The organism is Vreelandella titanicae, assembly GCF_014697095.1.
GTDB lineage: Bacteria > Pseudomonadota > Gammaproteobacteria > Pseudomonadales > Halomonadaceae > Vreelandella > Vreelandella titanicae.
The window spans coordinates 1958187-1974876 of the sequence record NZ_CP059082.1 but is presented as its reverse complement, the minus strand read 5'-3'; the positions used below and the strand labels follow the sequence as shown (position 1 = coordinate 1974876).

The 16690-nt window shown below is 53.0% G+C and carries 14 protein-coding genes; 6 read left to right on the top strand and 8 right to left on the bottom strand.

What is annotated here, in order from left to right; all coding sequences use genetic code 11:
* The first annotated feature begins 10 nt into the window (after positions 1-10).
* Entirely contained in the window at positions 11-1585 is a 1575-nt protein-coding gene (locus tag HZS52_RS09110) for an aldehyde dehydrogenase (NADP(+)) (RefSeq protein ID WP_022521927.1), read from the top strand.
* A gap of 109 nt (positions 1586-1694) precedes the next feature.
* Here HZS52_RS09110 and HZS52_RS09105 read toward each other — a convergent pair whose 3' ends face one another.
* From HZS52_RS09105 to HZS52_RS09090, 4 genes are all read right to left on the bottom strand, one after another.
* A complete protein-coding gene (locus tag HZS52_RS09105; protein WP_190374609.1) occupies positions 1695-3188 on the bottom strand; it encodes a tripartite tricarboxylate transporter permease in 1494 nt (497 codons plus the stop codon).
* Entirely contained in the window at positions 3176-3670 is a 495-nt protein-coding gene (locus HZS52_RS09100) for a tripartite tricarboxylate transporter TctB family protein (RefSeq protein WP_022521926.1), read from the bottom strand. The genes HZS52_RS09105 and HZS52_RS09100 overlap by 13 nt, the downstream gene beginning before the upstream one ends.
* Positions 3671-3679: 9 nt before the next feature.
* Positions 3680-4606, bottom strand: coding sequence for a tripartite tricarboxylate transporter substrate binding protein (locus tag HZS52_RS09095; protein WP_223828101.1), 927 nt, complete (start codon positions 4604-4606; stop codon positions 3680-3682).
* 189 nt (positions 4607-4795) lie between these two features.
* Positions 4796-5929, bottom strand: coding sequence for an iron-containing alcohol dehydrogenase (locus tag HZS52_RS09090; RefSeq protein WP_190374608.1), 1134 nt, complete (start codon positions 5927-5929; stop codon positions 4796-4798).
* A 550-nt stretch (positions 5930-6479) separates the two neighbouring features.
* Here HZS52_RS09090 and HZS52_RS09085 point away from each other — a divergent pair.
* The 5 genes from HZS52_RS09085 to HZS52_RS09065 all read left to right on the top strand — a co-directional run bounded on the left by HZS52_RS09085 (position 6480) and on the right by HZS52_RS09065 (position 12053).
* Entirely contained in the window at positions 6480-8009 is a 1530-nt protein-coding gene (locus HZS52_RS09085) for a UxaA family hydrolase (protein WP_190374607.1), read from the top strand.
* A gap of 28 nt (positions 8010-8037) precedes the next feature.
* Positions 8038-9003: a GntR family transcriptional regulator gene (locus HZS52_RS09080; RefSeq protein WP_190374606.1), complete on the top strand. Its 966-nt coding sequence runs from the start codon at positions 8038-8040 to the stop codon at positions 9001-9003.
* 112 nt (positions 9004-9115) lie between these two features.
* Positions 9116-9994 (top strand): NAD(P)-dependent oxidoreductase, encoded by an 879-nt coding sequence (locus HZS52_RS09075; protein ID WP_138799387.1) that lies wholly within the window; start codon positions 9116-9118, stop codon positions 9992-9994.
* 38 nt (positions 9995-10032) lie between these two features.
* Positions 10033-11088 carry an Ldh family oxidoreductase gene (locus HZS52_RS09070; RefSeq protein ID WP_190374605.1) on the top strand — a complete coding sequence of 352 codons (1056 nt, stop codon included), beginning with the start codon at positions 10033-10035 and terminating at the stop codon, positions 11086-11088.
* Between the two features lie 68 nt (positions 11089-11156).
* Positions 11157-12053, top strand: coding sequence for an NAD(P)-dependent oxidoreductase (locus tag HZS52_RS09065; protein ID WP_190374604.1), 897 nt, complete (start codon positions 11157-11159; stop codon positions 12051-12053).
* 48 nt (positions 12054-12101) lie between these two features.
* Here the strand turns inward: HZS52_RS09065 and HZS52_RS09060 are convergent, their stop codons facing one another.
* Genes HZS52_RS09060 through HZS52_RS09045 form a run of 4 tightly spaced genes read right to left on the bottom strand, consistent with a single transcriptional unit; the run spans position 12102 to position 16654 of the window.
* Positions 12102-13052 carry a Gfo/Idh/MocA family protein gene (locus HZS52_RS09060; protein WP_190374603.1) on the bottom strand — a complete coding sequence of 317 codons (951 nt, stop codon included), beginning with the start codon at positions 13050-13052 and terminating at the stop codon, positions 12102-12104.
* A gap of 35 nt (positions 13053-13087) precedes the next feature.
* Positions 13088-13858, bottom strand: coding sequence for a FadR/GntR family transcriptional regulator (locus HZS52_RS09055; protein ID WP_190374602.1), 771 nt, complete (start codon positions 13856-13858; stop codon positions 13088-13090).
* Between the two features lie 31 nt (positions 13859-13889).
* Positions 13890-14834 (bottom strand): DMT family transporter, encoded by a 945-nt coding sequence (locus HZS52_RS09050; protein ID WP_009287497.1) that lies wholly within the window; start codon positions 14832-14834, stop codon positions 13890-13892.
* A 17-nt stretch (positions 14835-14851) separates the two neighbouring features.
* Positions 14852-16654 carry an IlvD/Edd family dehydratase gene (locus HZS52_RS09045; RefSeq protein WP_190374601.1) on the bottom strand — a complete coding sequence of 601 codons (1803 nt, stop codon included), beginning with the start codon at positions 16652-16654 and terminating at the stop codon, positions 14852-14854.
* Positions 16655-16690 lie beyond the last annotated feature (36 nt).

The following is a 16690-nucleotide window of genomic DNA, read 5'->3' as shown; positions in this document are numbered from 1 at the left end:
AGGAGGAAGTATGACTCTGGAAGGTAAACTACTGATCGGTCAGCAGGCCATTAGCGGCCAACAGGCTGACATTCATGCGGTAAATCCCGCCACCGGCGAAACGCTGGCGCCCGCCTACCCCGGCGGCAGCAAGACTGAGGTCGAACAGGCCTGTGCATTAGCCGAGGCGGCTTTTGATAGCTATCGCGAGACCTCCTTAGAGGCGCGGGCCAGCTTTCTTGAAGCCATTGCCGCCGAGATCGAAGGGATCGGCGATGAGCTGATCGAGCGTGCCATGGCCGAAACCGGCCTGCCCCGCCCGCGTTTAGAGGGCGAACGTGGACGTACCTGCGGCCAGTTGCGGCTGTTCGCCTCGGTAGTGCGCGCAGGTGAATGGCTGGATGTACGTATCGATCCGGCCATGCCCGATCGTCAGCCGCTGCCCCGCGCCGACCTGCGTCAGCGCCATATCGGCCTGGGCCCGGTGGCGGTGTTTGGTGCCAGCAACTTCCCGCTCGCCTTTAGCGTTGCCGGTGGCGATACCGCCTCCGCACTGGCCGCCGGCTGCCCGGTAGTGGTCAAGGGCCACTCTGCCCACCCCGGCACTTCTGAGCTGGTGGGGCGCGCCATTCAACGCGCGGTTGCCAAGTGCGAACTCCCTGAGGGCGTTTTCTCGCTGCTGTTTGGCTCGGGCCGCGAAATCGGTCAGGCGCTGGTTGCCGACCCTCGCATCCAGGCAGTAGGCTTTACCGGTTCACGTAACGGCGGCACGGCGCTCATGGCTACCGCCCAGGCGCGGCCGCAGCCGATCCCGGTTTACGCCGAGATGAGCTCCATTAACCCGGTGTTTCTACTTCCGGAAGCCCTCAAGGCACGCGGTAAAGCGATTGCGGAGGGATTTGTCGGTTCACTCAACATGGGTGCCGGGCAGTTCTGCACCAACCCGGGGCTAGTCATTGCGGTTCAGGGCCCTGAACTGGACGCCTTTGTTGCGGCGGCCGGTGAAGCAGTTAAGGGCAGTGCTGCCCAGACCATGCTGACGCCGGGTATCCATGATGCCTACCAACAGGGCGTAGGCCGACTCGCCAGCCACGCCAAGGTGACCGAGGTGGCACGCGGCCAGGCAGGTGAGACAGCTCACCCCTGCCAGGCCGGGCTGTTCGTTACCCAAGCCGAGGCATTTCTGAGTGACCCCGCGTTACAGGAAGAGGTGTTCGGTTCGACTTCATTGGTGATCGCCTGTGCTGACACCCAGGAAGTGGCCCGCGTTGCGGCTCAGTTGGAAGGCCAGCTCACCATTACGCTGCAGATGGATGACGGTGACTTGGCGACTGCCAAGCAACTGCTGCCGACGCTGGAGCGCAAGGCTGGACGTATCCTGGCCAACGGCTGGCCAACGGGTGTAGAAGTGTGCCACGCCATGGTTCATGGCGGCCCTTATCCTGCCACCTCGGATTCACGCACGACCTCAGTAGGTAGCGCTGCGATTTTCCGCTTCCTGCGCCCAGTGTGCTATCAGGCGCTGCCGGAAGGGCTACTGCCCGACGCTATTCGTGATGGCAATCCTGCAGGAGTATCGCGCCTGGTCGATGGCAAGCGTGAATAACGTAATAAAGCCAGCGATGGCTTCACGATAGTCTTCTAAAACAGACTTACGATCTAGCGCAGCGAGGCCATATTTGCCTCGCTGCGCTTATTTCATAGTAACTGACAGGCTATCCTAATTTATGCTGCTGATAGCGATAAGCTTTAATCAAAAGCGGCGAGCACCATAGTAGAATCACCGCAATGCCAAGCCCCGCACTGATTGGTCTTGCAAAGAAGCTCGTTAAGTCACCACCGGTACGCAACATTGCGCTCATGAAATTATTTTCAACAACGGAACCCAACACTAACCCAAGAATGGCTGGTGCCATTGGAAAGTCATTCACAGCCAATACATAAGCCACTAGCCCTACAATAAGCATTAACCAAATATCCACAACGCTATTATTGATAGCGAAAGCCCCTACAATGCAAAAGCATAATATTATGGGCATCAGTACCCGGCTGGGTGTTAGGATGAAAAACTTTGAAAGTCGGATAGCCATATAGCCAATAGGTAGCATCATCAAGTTAGCTAAAATAAACACCATAAACAGCGCATAGATCAACCCACTCCCATCCATAAAAATAGTGGGCCCAGGATTCATCCCTTTCATGTATAAAACGCCAATGACGATGGCCGTAATAGAGTCACCAGGAATCCCAAAGACTAAAGCGGGCACCCACGCACCACTGATGCCGGAATTATTAGCGGAGCTTGCATCCATGATGCCTTCTATATTACCGGTGCCATATTTGGCACTCTCTTTTGACCTACCCTTTCCCACACCATACGAGATCCAGGCCGCAATATCTGCACCCGCGCCCGGCAGTGCACCAATCAACGTGCCGATTGAGCTACCACGGATCATGTTACGCCAGTAACGTTTAATATGCCCAGTTACATTGTGGAAGACACTATCGTTATCGACGATACTGATTGTTTTCTTCTCAGATTTTGAAGCGTAGTAGCTCATCAGTTCATTTAGAGCAAACATACCGATCATAACGGGTATAAAGTTAATACCGGCCATAAGGTCGGGCACTCCAAATGTAAAACGTGGAGCACCACTCATCATATCAAGCCCGACGGTTGAAAGCAGAATGCCAAAAAGAAGTGAGAGGAATGCTTTTGTTCTAGAACCAACTGAAATAAAAATTGAACAGCTTAACCCAAGCACCGCAAGCCAAAAGTACTCAAATGCACTGAACTGCAGCGCTACCTCAGCAAGGGATTGAGCCACAACAATTAAAACGATGGTGCCAAAAATACCGCCAAAAACGGAACAGACTAAATTAATACCTAAGGCCTCTCTTGCCCTGCCTTTTTTCGCTAATGCGTAGGACTCCCCTACATAAGCAGCCGATGCAGGCGTGCCCGGTATATTTAGATAGGTGCCCGGGATATCACCCGCAAAGATCGCCATCGCCGATGTCGTTACAATGGCAGCAATAGCCGGGATGGTATCCATGTAGAAAGTCAAAGGTACTAATAGTGCTACTGCCATTGTCGCAGTAAGACCGGGGACTGCACCTACAAATATACCAAACAGTGACGCCGCTAAAATAACCAGCAAGGTTTCAAAATTTAAAACCAGCCCAACCCCATTCATTAAGATATCCATGGCAGGCTACCCCCTAATAGAAGACCTTGCGGCAATGGAACGAGCAAGTAGCGCGAGAAGATAAAATAAATAGCCGACGACACTGCCAGAGACGTTGCCAATGCTATGTAGGGTGATGTTTTTCTTAATAACATCAGCAAAAACATAATGATCATTATCGTCAACATTGCACCAAGGTAGTCGCTTGCCAGGATATAAAAGACAATAGATATTGGTGGCAACAACATTGCCCAATTCTTTTTCTCAGGCAGTGAGCCAGCTAGGGATGGATTACCGTGTGCTTCTTGCGCGACAGCTTTTTTTCTAAGCCATAATGCATTTAAGGCAAGTACAGCCCCACCGAGGCAAAATCCCCCCCCTATGAGGGAGGGGAAAAGCGAAGGTCCATACTGCAGGCTTGGTAGAGTAGGAAACTGCTGGGCAGTAATGATCGTAACAATCCCAGCAATAACGAACGCTATTCCGGCGAAAAAATCCCGCATTGTCATTCCTCAGTTAGCTAAGCCAACTTGTTCAACAATTTCACCGAATACGCTATCCATATCTTCCATGAGTTGGCCGAACTCTTCCGCGTTACGCCACTCGGTACCAAACCCTTGCTGACTCATAAACCCTTGATAGGTATCGCTGTTGTAAGCAGCCTCTAGTGCTGATTCAAGTGTTGCTACTACCTCTGGATCCATGCCTTTAGGCCCTGCAATTCCACGCCACTCGCCCACTTGATAGCTACTACCGATTAATTCATTAGTGGTGGGAACATCAGGGAAGCTGGGTATACGCTCTGGAGACATTACCGCAAAGCTCTTAACGCGGCCGGCCTCGATCATTGAGCGGGCTTCAGGCACCGAGCTTGGTACGATATCAATCCCCCCAGACACCAGCTCAGTCATCGCTGGTGCAGCTCCTTCACTAGGAATCCAAATCACTTGGTCGGCGGGAATACCTTGATCCATCAAAAAGCCAGCAAAGGCTAGATGCCACACACCGCCTTGGCCAGTACCCGAAGCGGTAAACGTGCCTTTAGGTTCAGAGCGTATCGCTTCAAGGAGCTCTTCAAGGGTTTCATAAGGAGAGTCGGCTGCTACCTGTATGCCTGGAAAGTCGTAGTTGATTTGAGCAATAGGCGTAAAATCTTCATACGTAAGGTTAGTTAAACCCAACCAATGCATCATGTTAACTTCGCCAGTAGCCAAGCCAATCGTATAACCATCCGGCTCAGCATTAATCATGGCGGTATGACCAACAACGCCACTGCCCCCTGTTCGGTTGACAACATTGACGTTCTGCCCCAGCTCTTCTTCCAGAGCACGGGCGATAGTTCGCGCCGTCGCATCAGTGCCACCACCAGCAGCCCAAGGCACAATCAACGTAAGGGGGCGTTCGGGGTAATCCGCAAGGGCAGAGCCAGACGCTGTCATAACAGCTGCGGCTATACTTGAAGCAAAAATAGTTTTAAGGGAATGGTTTGTAATTATCATATTCATTTTCCTTTAGTAATGTATTGCTTACAATTAATTATCATTTTTGGAACTGCATGCTTTATTACTTTACGTTTTTCTTGTCAAAGACCTCCTTTACGGACTATTAAGTGGACAGAACTCTATTTATCAGAAAGCTTCTTTGAGCATGTCATAAAAGTCTGCCTTAGAGGGCGCGCGCGGATTGGTCGCCGTGGAATGATCTTCCAATGCCCACTGAGCCAGTTGATCCAAGTGCTCTTCCATGACGCCCATTTCGCTCAAGCTAGCAGGCATCCCCAATTTCACATTGAGCTTTTCAAATGCTTCAGCTAAATCGTCGTTAGGATTGAGACCCATCGCGTCTTTGAGGCAAGCATATTTTTCCTCACAGCCGGGCTGGTTAAATCTAAGCACAGTCGGCATCAACACAGCATTGAGCGTACCGTGATGAAGTTTTAACTCGTGCAGGCCGCCTAATGCATGGGATAAGGAGTGCACCGCTCCCAGCCCCTTCTGAAAAGCCATGGCGCCTTCAAGGGCCGCCATCATCATTTCATTTCTAGCCGTTAAGTTTTCGCCGTTTTCAACTGCCTCTACTAGATATTTGCTAGCGCGCGTCAGCCCATCTAAAGCAATCGCTTCAGCCGGAGGATTCACTTTGGGGCTTAAAAAGGTTTCAACGCAGTGAGCAATCGCATCCATACCCGTGGCGGCGGTCAAAAAAGGTGGTAGACCTAGCGTCAAACGAGGGTCACAAATAGCGACCGAAGGAATCAGGTAAGGAGAGAGAAAGCCAAGTTTGCGGTTGTCTTTCATGGTAATCAATGAGGCTCTTCCCACCTCACTACCGGTTCCTGCCGTTGTCGGTATTGCTATTAATGGCAGCACATCGGCTTTAATTTTTGTTACGCCGCCTTCAATCGCAGCGTATTGGCGTAACGGCCCAGGATGATTAAAAAGTAAGGCGACCGCTTTAGCTAAATCAATGCTGGAACCACCGCCAACGGCAATAATGCCGTCACATTTGCTTTCACGCAGGTAAGTAAGCGCTTGCTCTACCGCTACTTCCGTAGGGTTGGACGGCGTATCATCGAAAACACATGCGCCATCATCAAGCTGAGCAGACTCAATAACGTGTGTGATAAGAGGGGTAGCACTGAGCCCCTTATCAGTCACAAACAACGGTCGTTTTATCTTCAGCAATTGCAGCTCATTGGCTAATTCAGCAATAGCGCTTTCACCGAACTGAATTTTTGTTAAATAATTGATTATGTGGGGCATTGTCATTTCTCATTATTGTTTTGCTCGTGAACCCAGCAATCTCTTCACTCAAGGTGTCATACAGTATGACTGCGTGATAACAGTCTAGTAATGTATTTTGCAGCTGCCAAGGCCTTTACAAAAAACGCCTAGCAAAACTGTGAACGGCGGCTCAAATATGGGCATGTTCACGCTGCCCATCCACCAAGCGGATTACCTTCAGGGGATTGCTCTCCTTCAGCGCCTCCGGCAGCAAGGCCATGGGGAGATCTTGGTAACACACAGGCCGTAAGAAGCGATGGATGGCCGCGCCGTATCCAAATCACATCATCCATCTGCGGCGTAATCGTGAGCTGGCCTTCCAACTGAGCCGCAATCGGCAATTAGCTTTGTGCGCCGCGTGTATGAAAGCAATCTAGACTAGATGACCATTGCGCTCAATGAACATTATATAGAACAATAGTCTAATCGACGTACGCGGCCGGCTTGCTAGAGTGCACCCACAATGATCGCTTTTAAGCTTGCGCCTGACCCTTGCAACAAAAGCCCAATAATCAGCTTGAGGTAAACGATGAATCTCATTAATTCCCCGTCAGTTATTATTCATCTCAATCCGCGGGATAACGTAGGCGTTGCCTCAAAAGCAGTTCCAAAAGATCTTCCCATTGATAAAAAGGGCACGCTTGCTCAAGAAAATATTGATGCGGGACATAAAGTTGCGCTCACGCATATCAAAAATGGTGAGGCCGTTTTTAAATATGGCCAACTGATTGGGCTGGCTGCACGGGATATTGATCCTGGTGAGCATGTGCACACCCACAACCTCACCATGATTGAACTCAGCTCTTCTTTAGAAGATTTTCAGCCCCATCAAAAAACCGTCACCGTTAGCCATTCACGGACGTTTCAGGGCTACCAACGGGCTGATGGTAGCGTGGGAACGCGTAACTATATTGGTATTCTCTCTACCGTGAACTGTTCTGCCACGGTGGCTAAAGCCGCTGCGGACGCGCTCAATCAGTCTGGGGAATTAAGCCAAATGGGGTTCGATGGTGTAGTGGCCATTACCCATGGTTCTGGTTGCGCCATGAATACTGACTCAGAAGGTTTTGCCTTTCTTGAGCGTGTTATCGCAGGATATGCCCAGCACCCCAACTTTGCCTTTGTACTCATCATTGGCCTGGGCTGTGAGACCAACCAGGTCAAAACATTAGTCAAAAGAAAGGGGTTGGAAGATGCCTCGCGGCTGGCTTACTTTAATATTCAAGACGCGGGAGGGACACGCACTAGTATCAAAACGGCCTGTGATCACATCATGCAAATGGCCACCCAACACGGCCAACAGCAGCGTGCACCTGCGCCCCTTGAGCACTTAGTGGTTGCATTGCAGTGTGGCGGGTCAGACGGCTACTCAGGTATTACCGCAAACCCAGCTTTGGGCCATGCCGCCGACCTTATCGTGCAACATGGTGGCAGCGTTATACTCGCCGAAACCCCCGAAATCTATGGCGCTGAAAACCTCCTGATAGACCGCTCCATTAATGAGAACGTCGCCCAGAAACTACTCGACCGGATTACCTGGTGGAAACATTACACTGAGATAAATGGTGCTGAGCTAAACAACAACCCTTCCCCAGGCAATAAAGCGGGTGGGCTATCAACTATCCTTGAGAAATCATTGGGCGCAGTAGCTAAAGGCGGAACGTCGAGCCTTAACGACGTGCTGCTGTATGCTGAGAAGATGACCACGCGCGGTTTTAACTTTATGGATAGCCCTGGCTATGACCCGATTTCGGTCACGGGTCAAATCGCCTCCGGTTCTAACGTAGTTTGCTTTACCACTGGACGAGGTTCAGTCTCAGGCTTCAAACCCGCCCCCTGCCTTAAGCTCGCAACGAATACCTCCATGTATGAGAAAATGCATGAAGACATGGATATAAACTGTGGCGTTATTGTTGATGGCACTGACAGTGTAGAAAGTGTTGGAAAGCAGATTTTTGAGCGCATTATTGCCATCGCTTCGGGCGATATGAGCGCCAGCGAATCACTGGGTTACGGTAATAATGAATTCGTTCCCTGGCTGGTAGGTGCCGTCACCTAAATTTCCATTAGAGAGCCATTAACTGACTATGACAAAAACGCTGCGCGACCAACTCTACACGGCTCTTAAGCAGAGTATTGTTGGGAAACGTCTTGAACCCGGTTTAGTACTGCTTGAGGGAAATATAGCGGAGCTGTTTGGTATTAGTCGCTCGCCCGTTCGGCAAACATTAAGCCGGTTGCACGAAGAGCAGTATATCTGCCGTTTCGAGGGGCGCGGCTATTTAGTAGGCTCATCGCCAGGTGAGGTAGTGCGACGTGCGCTCAGTGAGCATGATTTCAAACAACTTGGCCATGCCCCAAAAGTAGATCGTATCGTTTCTTGGCGGGCGCATATCGACAGCGTTGAACATGACATCGTTTTATGTTCGATTAAGGGTGCGTTTGAACTCAATGAGCTGCAGCTTTCCAAAACGCTCAATGTCAGCCGTACGGTCACTCACCAAATCTTGCTCTATTTACAGTCTATCGGTTTAGTCGAGAAGATTAAATATAATAGCTGGAGCGTGGTGCCCCTGAATGATCAGCGGTTACATAATCTTTATGAAGCACGTCGCCAATTAGAACCTTATATGATTGCGCGAGCTACAGAACATATGCCAGAAAGTGCCATTAAAGGCTATATAACCAAACTCAAACACGCTGCTGAGAGCTATCCTGATATAAAGGGGGAGCTACTGGATGAGTTAGAAAATGATCTCCATCATACCGCCGTTAGTTTAGGTGATAACCAGGAGGTCATGAATATGCTCCGGCGCACGCATCCTATCTTATTAGTCAGTAAACACCTGCTTGGACGAGTACTAAAGCTTCCCGATCAAGATCCTTTCTTCGATGAACATTTATGGATATTTGAAAAAATGCGCCTGCAACAACCTGCACAAGCAGGCAAAGCCTTGGCAACCCATTTAGAGCGTTCAGAATCCAAGGTGCTCGACCGGCTAATTAACTTCCGAGAATCAGGTGATATCGATATACCGCTTTACCTACGCTAATAATCAAATAACGAACGTGGATGCCCCATCTCTCAATTGAAGCAATGTATCGACCTGCTAAACAAGGATTACGGGAAGCCTTGACGGGCTCATCTAGATAGAGGAACGAATAATGACAACGTCACGTACTATCGGATTTATTGGCACGGGCATTATGGGTGCGCCGATGGCAGCACGCTTGGCACATGCAGGACACCAAGTGCTTGTCTGGAATCGAACAAAAAGCAAAGCCAACCGTTTAGAGTCGGTGGGTGCCACCATCGTAGAAAAGCCCGAAGAAGCCGTTGCCGAAAGCGATGTCGTTATCGTTATGCTTAGCTCTGGGCCTGTGTGTGATGAAATGCTGTTGGGCCCTAGCGGCCTACTCAATGCCATGCAGCGTGACGCCACACTTATTGTCATGAGTTCAATACCTGTCGAAACCGCTCGCCGTCAAGCAGAAGAAGCCGCCAAGAGCCAGATTAATTACCTTGATGCGCCGGTTTCCGGTGGTGAGCAGGGAGCGATCGACGGCACGCTGGCCATTATGGTGGGTGGCGATGCCGTAAGTTTTAAAGCAGTAGAACCCATTCTCTTATCTCTCGGCAGGCCCGTCCATGTTGGCCCTGCAGGTAGCGGGGAACTTGCTAAGCTCGCCAATCAAATGATTGTGGCCAACACCATTGCTACCGTGGCAGAAGCCATACTATTGGCAGAACAGGGCGGGGCAAACCCCGAGCGAATGCTCAGTGCGCTTGAAGGTGGGTTTGCTGACTCGACCATTTTGCGTATACACGGGCAGCGTATGATTCAGGAAAACTTTACCCCGGGTGGGCCAGCGAAATGGCAATTGAAAGATACTCAGACCGCGATGGCTTTTGCCGACACGCTACATCTTAAGCTACCGGTTTCGTCATTGGTCAACACACTTTTTGAAGAGCTCGTCGATCAAGGGGATGGCGAGTTAGACCATAGCGCCTTAATCAATCAACTCAGACGGCGTAATGATTAAGAGAGCCTGACAACAACAAATTTAGGAGAATAAATACAATGAGCCACCATTACGACGTTCAGGAAATGACTCAATTCAGCACCGCTTTACTTGTGGCAGCCGGGCTCGATGAAGAAAAGGCTCAAGCAGTTGCCGAGATACTCGTCGAAGGCGATTTGATGGGACACACGACTCACGGGCTTCAGCTACTATCCCCTTACCTTGGCGAGATTCAGTCTGGCCGGATGCCTGTGTCAGGTGAGTATGAGGTAATCTCCAAACGCGCTGCCGTGCAGACATGGGATGGTCGTTATCTTCCCGGCCCCTGGTTGATCATTAAAGCAATGGAAACCGCCGAATTGATGGCTCGCTCCTGCGGCACGGGGACAGTCGTGATTCGATGCTCAAATCATATCGCCTGCTTGGCGGCCTATCTGAAACGTGCCACTGATCAAGACCTCGTGGTGGTGATCGAATCATCCGATCCGGCGACTAAGTCGGTTGCCCCGTATGGCGGTTTGCAAGCGACCCACACCCCTAACCCTATCGCTGTGGGCTATCCGACGGCTTCGGGCCCGGTTCTGTTAGATGTCAGCACATCCATTACCACTAATGGCATGGTCGGCCGACTTCACAAACAAAACAGCCAACTGCCGTATCCGTGGCTTAAGGATCACCAGGGCAACGCGACCGATCAACCTAGCGTGCTGTTCGATGAGCCTAAGGGGAGCATCATGCCAATTGGTGGGCTTGACCACGGCCACAAGGGATATGCGCTGGGGCTAATGGTGGAAGCCTTAACGTCTGGGCTCGCTGGATTTGGCCGTGTGCAGGCGCCTGCACAATGGGGTGCCTCGGTCATGGTGCAGATCATGGATCCCGAAGCCTTTGGTGGGCTTGACGCCTTCAAACGCGAAACCGGCGCTTTGGTGGATGCTTGCCATAACAATCCTGTTGCGGAAGGTAGCCCTCCAGTACGAATTCCTGGCGAGCGCGGGCTTGCCCTCCATAAGCGTTATGCGCAGGAGGGCGTGCCTCTTCCAGACGGTGTTCCCGAAGCTCTAGCCGATTGGTCGGAACGTCTGGGGGTTACTTTCCCTCAGGCGCTGCAATAACAGCCGCTCATGCATAGGTCTAGTGGGCGATATTTCAGGTGTGGTGAACCAACTCATCAGAGGCGACTATGAAACAAGAACGCATCGGATTCATTGGGCTCGGCTTAATGGGCAAGGAAATGGCCAGACATATCGTACGAAACGATTATCCGCTAACGGTTATGGCCCATAGGAATCGATCCCCCCTTGAAGCGCTATGCAAGGAAGGCGCGACGGAAGTTAGCACTCCCGCAGAGATGGCAAGAAATAGTGATATTGTTTTTATCTGCGTAAAGACATCCGAACAGGTCAACGAAATCGTCAGCGGGGCTGACGGTTTAATGGCCGGAAGCCACGAAGGGCTTATTATCGTCGACTGCTCTACAGCTCATCCCGAATCAACTGAGCGCCTTGCGAAAAACGTAGAACATCAAGGGGGGGTACTCGTTGACGCGCCTTTAGCACGCACGCCTCGTGAAGCCAGAGATGGACGACTAAATGTCATGGTGGGTGGCGATGCCTCCACAGTGGCGCGTATTACGCCGGTCATGGAAAGTTTCGCGGAAAACATCTTTCATGTGGGTCAGGTTGGTTCAGCGCATAAACTGAAACTGATTAATAATTTTCTCTCGTTAGGGGCTGCTGCCCTAGTCAGTGAGGCGGCCACTATGGCGGCCGGCATGGACGTTTCACAAGACAAACTCCTGGAAATTTGCTCACAAGGGGGAGCCAACAGCGCGATGCTCGCTCCCGTTATGGAATGGGTACTGCAGAAGGAGTGCACAAAGTTACAGTTCAGTCTTGGTAATGCTGAAAAAGATATGCGCTACCTGACTGAAACGTTAAACGCCTATCAGCTAGCCCCCCATATGCTGCCACCGCTTTGCGAGTTTCTTACGTTAGCTCGAGACGACGTGGGGGAAGATAGTTTCGTTCCCCAAGCGTATGACAGCTGTATAAAACGCAATAAGATCGTATCCGATTAAGGCCACTTAGATAGCTTCTTGGCTACCTCATATTTCCATATAAAGCCTTCACTCGATAAACGCTTCGGTAGGCTCACGATGGCCGTATAGAAACGCATCGGCGACCTGGCGCAGCGGGGCAACATCCACCTCGCTGCGCTTGTTTGCGATCAGCTCGGCAAAGCGCGCATATAAACCTTGATACTCGCGCTCCTCCTCTTCAATGATCAGTTCATCGTCGATGACCAATCGACAGCCGCCTTGGGTGAGACTCAAGCGGCTGCCATCGCTGTGGATATGCATATTCCAGGTGGGCGGGCCGCTCTGGCGAAAATCAAACGCCGCCTCAATGGACGCGCCTTGTGGGTCGGTAAAGGTGAGATCCGCTGCAATCGGAGTTTGCGCATTGCTCGGCACCAGCAGTCGCGCCTGTTGCAGAAAAAACGGCTGGGGCAAGATGGCGGTCGCAATCGACAGCGCATTAATACCGGGATCAAACACTCCCATGCCACCCGGCTGCCAGATCCACGCTTGGCCTGGGTGCCATACCCGCACGTCCTCTTTCCACTCGATCTCTACCCGCTGCACCTGCCGTTCGGCTAACCACTGCTGGGCCTGGGCAACGCCAGGGGCAAACCGCGAGTGCCAGGCGGCAAACAGGCTAACGCCCTGTTCTTTGGCACAGGCAATCAAGTCCTCCACTTCGCTTAACGTTGCCCCCGGTGGCTTCTCAAGCAGCACGTGCTTGCCACGCATCAGTGCGGCCCGCGCCTGGGAGTAGCGCAGATGGGTCGGCGTGCAGATTGAGACAGCGGTAATTTCAGGGTGGGCGTCTAGCATCGCTTCCAGGTTTTGATAGGCGGGTAGTTCCGGCAGCGAGGCGTGAGGATCCGCCGTAGCGACAAGATGGCAGTTTGGAGTAGCGGCGATTGCCGGTAGGTGCTGGTCGCGGACAATTTTACCCACGCCCACTAGGCCTAACTTAAAGCCAGAGCTAAAGCCAGAGTTGAAGTCAGACATACGCTTGCCTTTGTTTTTAACCATTGAAAATGGGTTCAGGGGGTGGTGTGGGGCAGCTCAACGCTGCGCCCTAATGAGCTAACGCTGTGCTCAAGCCCTAGCGCTGCGGCGGTACCTGCCAACACCGCTTGGGACGCTAAAAACGCCTCCCGGGGGCGGCGCAGCCGGATGCTCTCCATCAGTTGACGGTGACGCTCCAGGCTCTCTTCAGGATCTGGGGCGTTCTCGTTGGACATGGAGATCAGCATGTAGATGGAGGGTCGCAGGATATGTGATAGCTGCGCCCAGACAATATTGTGGGTCGCCTTGAAAATCGCTTCGTGAAAAGCGACATCACACTCGCTGTGCAGCCGCCGCTCCTCTTCGCAGGTGGCATTGCGTAGATTCTGTCCCAGCCCTTCAAACGCCTCTTCGATAGCAACCAGATCCCGCGCCTTGGCCCGCTTGGCGGCGGTCATCGCCACATAGGGTTCAACGTCTAATCGAAAGGCAAGAATTTCACGTTGAATATCCGGGTTGGGTGCGGCGTAGCGGGTTAACCAGTCGGTCACCTGGGCATCGAGAATATGCCACTCTGAGTATTCGCGCACCTTGGAACCATGACCAGAAATCCGCTCAATAATCCCGGCATCGACCAGTTGGCGAAGATCGCTACGCACCGCTGAGCGATTGATCGCAAAGCGTTCGCATAGATCCATTTCTCGGGGTACTAAGTCACCGGGGTGATAGTGCCCACCAAAGATCTCCTCGGCGAGATGTTCGGCAATACTGGGGCGAGCTACTGGCTTACTAGGAGATGACGTCACTGCGATAAGGCCCTATTTCGATTCCTGTCAATCATACCGTACTTGACCGGTCGACTGTTATCGACGGCGTAGCATCGAGCCCCGCCCGCTGTTTCAGTTCCAGCCGCCGTTCATAGAGGCCTTTAGCACCCAGTGTGCCCAGCACCAGAACGCCGCCAACCATGGCCATTGGCGCGGGCTGTTCGGCCAGAATCCACCAGGCCAACAGCGTGCCTATCACCACTTCCAGCAGTATTAGCAGGCCCACTTCGGCAGAGGGCAGATAGAGCGGCCCACGCTGCAGTAGCGTCACGCCGCAAGGCACAATAATCAGGCAGAGCAGGATAACGACAGCAAGCTGGTTGGCTGCAGGCAGGGTTGGTTCGCTGCCCGCCAGCCAAAACAGCCCTGCAGTGCTACCCACAATAAGGCCGTTGAACACCAGCATCGGGCTCATATCCACCCCCGGCCGCGTACGGCAGAGGGTAAAGTTAATCGCCAGGGTCGTTGCCGCCATCAAAGCGAAAGCGTTTCCGACCCAAGAACCTGCGCCCGCGTCATCGAGGGCGATCATGGCGACACCCACCATGCACAGCAATATCGCTAACCAGGTACGCCTTGGCAGACGCTCCTTGAGGATGATCCAGGAGAGCACGGCAGCGATTAACGGCGAACTGGCCAGTATCATCAGTACGTTGCCCGCCTTGGTGTACTGGTTGCCCAGCACGAAACCGCAGGTGGTCAGGCTGAACAGCAGCGCCACGGCGATACCCGTCCAGCCGCAGCGACGGTAGGCTGCCAGCGTGCCACGGCCATAGCGCATCAGGGCGATCAGTAGAAAACCTAAGCCCGAAAGAAAGCCACGCCACATCAATATCTCGGCATCGGGCAGATCGGCCACTTTAATCAGCAGGGCATCCGGGGCCATGATCAGCGCCCCGCCAGCGGTTAATAGTAGTCCCTGCTGGCGATGCGATAAGGTACTCCAACGACTCATCTTTAGTATTCGCCTCTTCAGTGATTATCCCTGGGCGGATGCTGGCGAGCCACATCGCGGTACTTGGTGGCGGGTTCCAATGTCATACCGCGATCCAGCGGTTCGACCATGCTGCGCTGGATCTCCTGCCAAGGCGTCTGGTGGCCAGGGTAGCGGTAACCGCCCTGCTGGGCTAAACGCTCCCGGCGGGCTTCCAGTTCACTGGGTTCGATCAGCAGCTGCACCTCACCGCGCTTGAGATCGACCCGCAGACGGTCGCCACTCTCCAGCAGCGCCAAGCCACCCCCGGTAGCGGCTTCCGGGGAAGCATTGAGAATCGACGGTGAGCCGGAAGTGCCCGACTGGCGGCCGTCGCCCAAGCAGGGCAGTGATTCGATGCCCTGCTTGATCAGCGCCTCCGGCGGCTGCATATTAACCACTTCGGCACCACCGGGATGCCCTACCGGCCCTGCACCGCGCATTACCAGAATGGTGCGTGCATCAATGTTGAGCGCTGGGTCATCAATACGGGCGTGATAATCCTCGGAGCCATCGAATACCACCACCTTGCCTTCAAAGGCTTCCGGGTCGCTGGGGTCATTCAGAAAGCGCTCGCGGAAATCCCGGGAAATCACGCTGGTTTTCATCAGTGCCGAATCAAAAAGATTGCCCTTGAGATTGAGGAAGCCCGCATGATCCACCAAGGGGTCGTTATAGCGACAGATCACATCGGGGTCTTGGGTTTCGCGGCCCTGCAGATTATCGCCGATGGAGCGGCCATTGACCGTCAGCGCATCGCCGTGCAGCTTACCGGCAGTGTGTAGCTCATGAAGGATCGCGGGCACACCACCGGCGCGGTAGAACTCTTCGCACAGGAAAGCACCGGCAGGCATTACGTTGGCCAGCAGTGGAATTTCATGGCCCAGGCGCTGCCAGTCATCGTTATCCAGCTCGATGCCTGCATGGCGGGCAATCGCATTGATATGTACCGGCGCATTGGATGAACCGCCCAGTGCCGAGCATGCCACGATGGCGTTCTCAAACGCTTCCCGGGTCAGAATATCCAGCGGGCGCAGGTCTTCCCACACCATATCGACAATCCGCGTACCCGTGTCGTAGGCCACCATTGCGCGCTCTTTATAGGGCGCAGGAATCACCGCCGACCCCGGCAGGCTCATGCCCAGGACTTCCGCCATGGAATTCATGGTAGAGGCGGTGCCCATGGTGTTGCAGTGGCCTATCGAAGGCGCTGAATCGCTGGCGCGGGAAAGGAACTCTGCGTAGTCGATATCCCCAGCTGCCAGCCGCTTGCGAAGCTCCCAGATAATCGTGCCTGAGCCCACCCGCTCGGCACCGCGCCAGCCGTTTAGCATCGGACCACCGGAGAGCACAATGGCCGGAATATTCACCGTTGCTGCGGCCATCAGCGCAGCCGGGGTGGTTTTATCACAGCCGGTGGTCAATACCACGCCATCTAGCGGGTAGCCATGGAGCACTTCCACGATGCCCAAGTAAGCAAGGTTCCGATCCAGCGCAGCAGTGGGTCGGCGCACGTTCTCATGAATAGGATGCATGGGAAATTCAAACGGCACGCCACCTGCGGCGCGAATACCGTCTTTAACCCGCTTGACCAAGTCAATGTGGTGGCGGTTGCACGGGGTTAAATCAGAGCCCGACTGGCAAATACCAATGATCGGCTTACCGCTGGTCAGCTCATCCAGAGTAATACCGTAATTGAGGTAGCGCTCAATACATAGCGCCGTGGTTCCGGGGTGATCAGGGTTATCGAACCAGTAGCGTGAACGCAACTGCTCAGGAGTTATTCGCTGAAAATTGGCCATGGTTCCGCTCCACGCCTAAAGTAAATATACAAGTCG

What these genes read in the sequence shown, in the direction of transcription:
- HZS52_RS09110 (WP_022521927.1), top strand. Translation starts at nt 11, where the DNA reads ATGACTCTGGAAGGTAAACTACTGATCGGTCAGCAGGCCATTAGCGGC.
- HZS52_RS09060 (WP_190374603.1), bottom strand. Translation starts at nt 13,052, where the DNA reads ATGTCTGACTTCAACTCTGGCTTTAGCTCTGGCTTTAAGTTAGGCCTA.
- HZS52_RS09105 (WP_190374609.1), bottom strand. Translation starts at nt 3,188, where the DNA reads ATGGATATCTTAATGAATGGGGTTGGGCTGGTTTTAAATTTTGAAACC.
- HZS52_RS09080 (WP_190374606.1), top strand. Translation starts at nt 8,038, where the DNA reads ATGACAAAAACGCTGCGCGACCAACTCTACACGGCTCTTAAGCAGAGT.
- HZS52_RS09075 (WP_138799387.1), top strand. Translation starts at nt 9,116, where the DNA reads ATGACAACGTCACGTACTATCGGATTTATTGGCACGGGCATTATGGGT.
- HZS52_RS09045 (WP_190374601.1), bottom strand. Translation starts at nt 16,654, where the DNA reads ATGGCCAATTTTCAGCGAATAACTCCTGAGCAGTTGCGTTCACGCTAC.
- HZS52_RS09050 (WP_009287497.1), bottom strand. Translation starts at nt 14,834, where the DNA reads ATGAGTCGTTGGAGTACCTTATCGCATCGCCAGCAGGGACTACTATTA.
- HZS52_RS09095 (WP_223828101.1), bottom strand. Translation starts at nt 4,606, where the DNA reads ATGACAGCGTCTGGCTCTGCCCTTGCGGATTACCCCGAACGCCCCCTT.
- HZS52_RS09085 (WP_190374607.1), top strand. Translation starts at nt 6,480, where the DNA reads ATGAATCTCATTAATTCCCCGTCAGTTATTATTCATCTCAATCCGCGG.
- HZS52_RS09065 (WP_190374604.1), top strand. Translation starts at nt 11,157, where the DNA reads ATGAAACAAGAACGCATCGGATTCATTGGGCTCGGCTTAATGGGCAAG.
- HZS52_RS09100 (WP_022521926.1), bottom strand. Translation starts at nt 3,670, where the DNA reads ATGCGGGATTTTTTCGCCGGAATAGCGTTCGTTATTGCTGGGATTGTT.
- HZS52_RS09090 (WP_190374608.1), bottom strand. Translation starts at nt 5,929, where the DNA reads ATGCCCCACATAATCAATTATTTAACAAAAATTCAGTTCGGTGAAAGC.
- HZS52_RS09070 (WP_190374605.1), top strand. Translation starts at nt 10,033, where the DNA reads ATGAGCCACCATTACGACGTTCAGGAAATGACTCAATTCAGCACCGCT.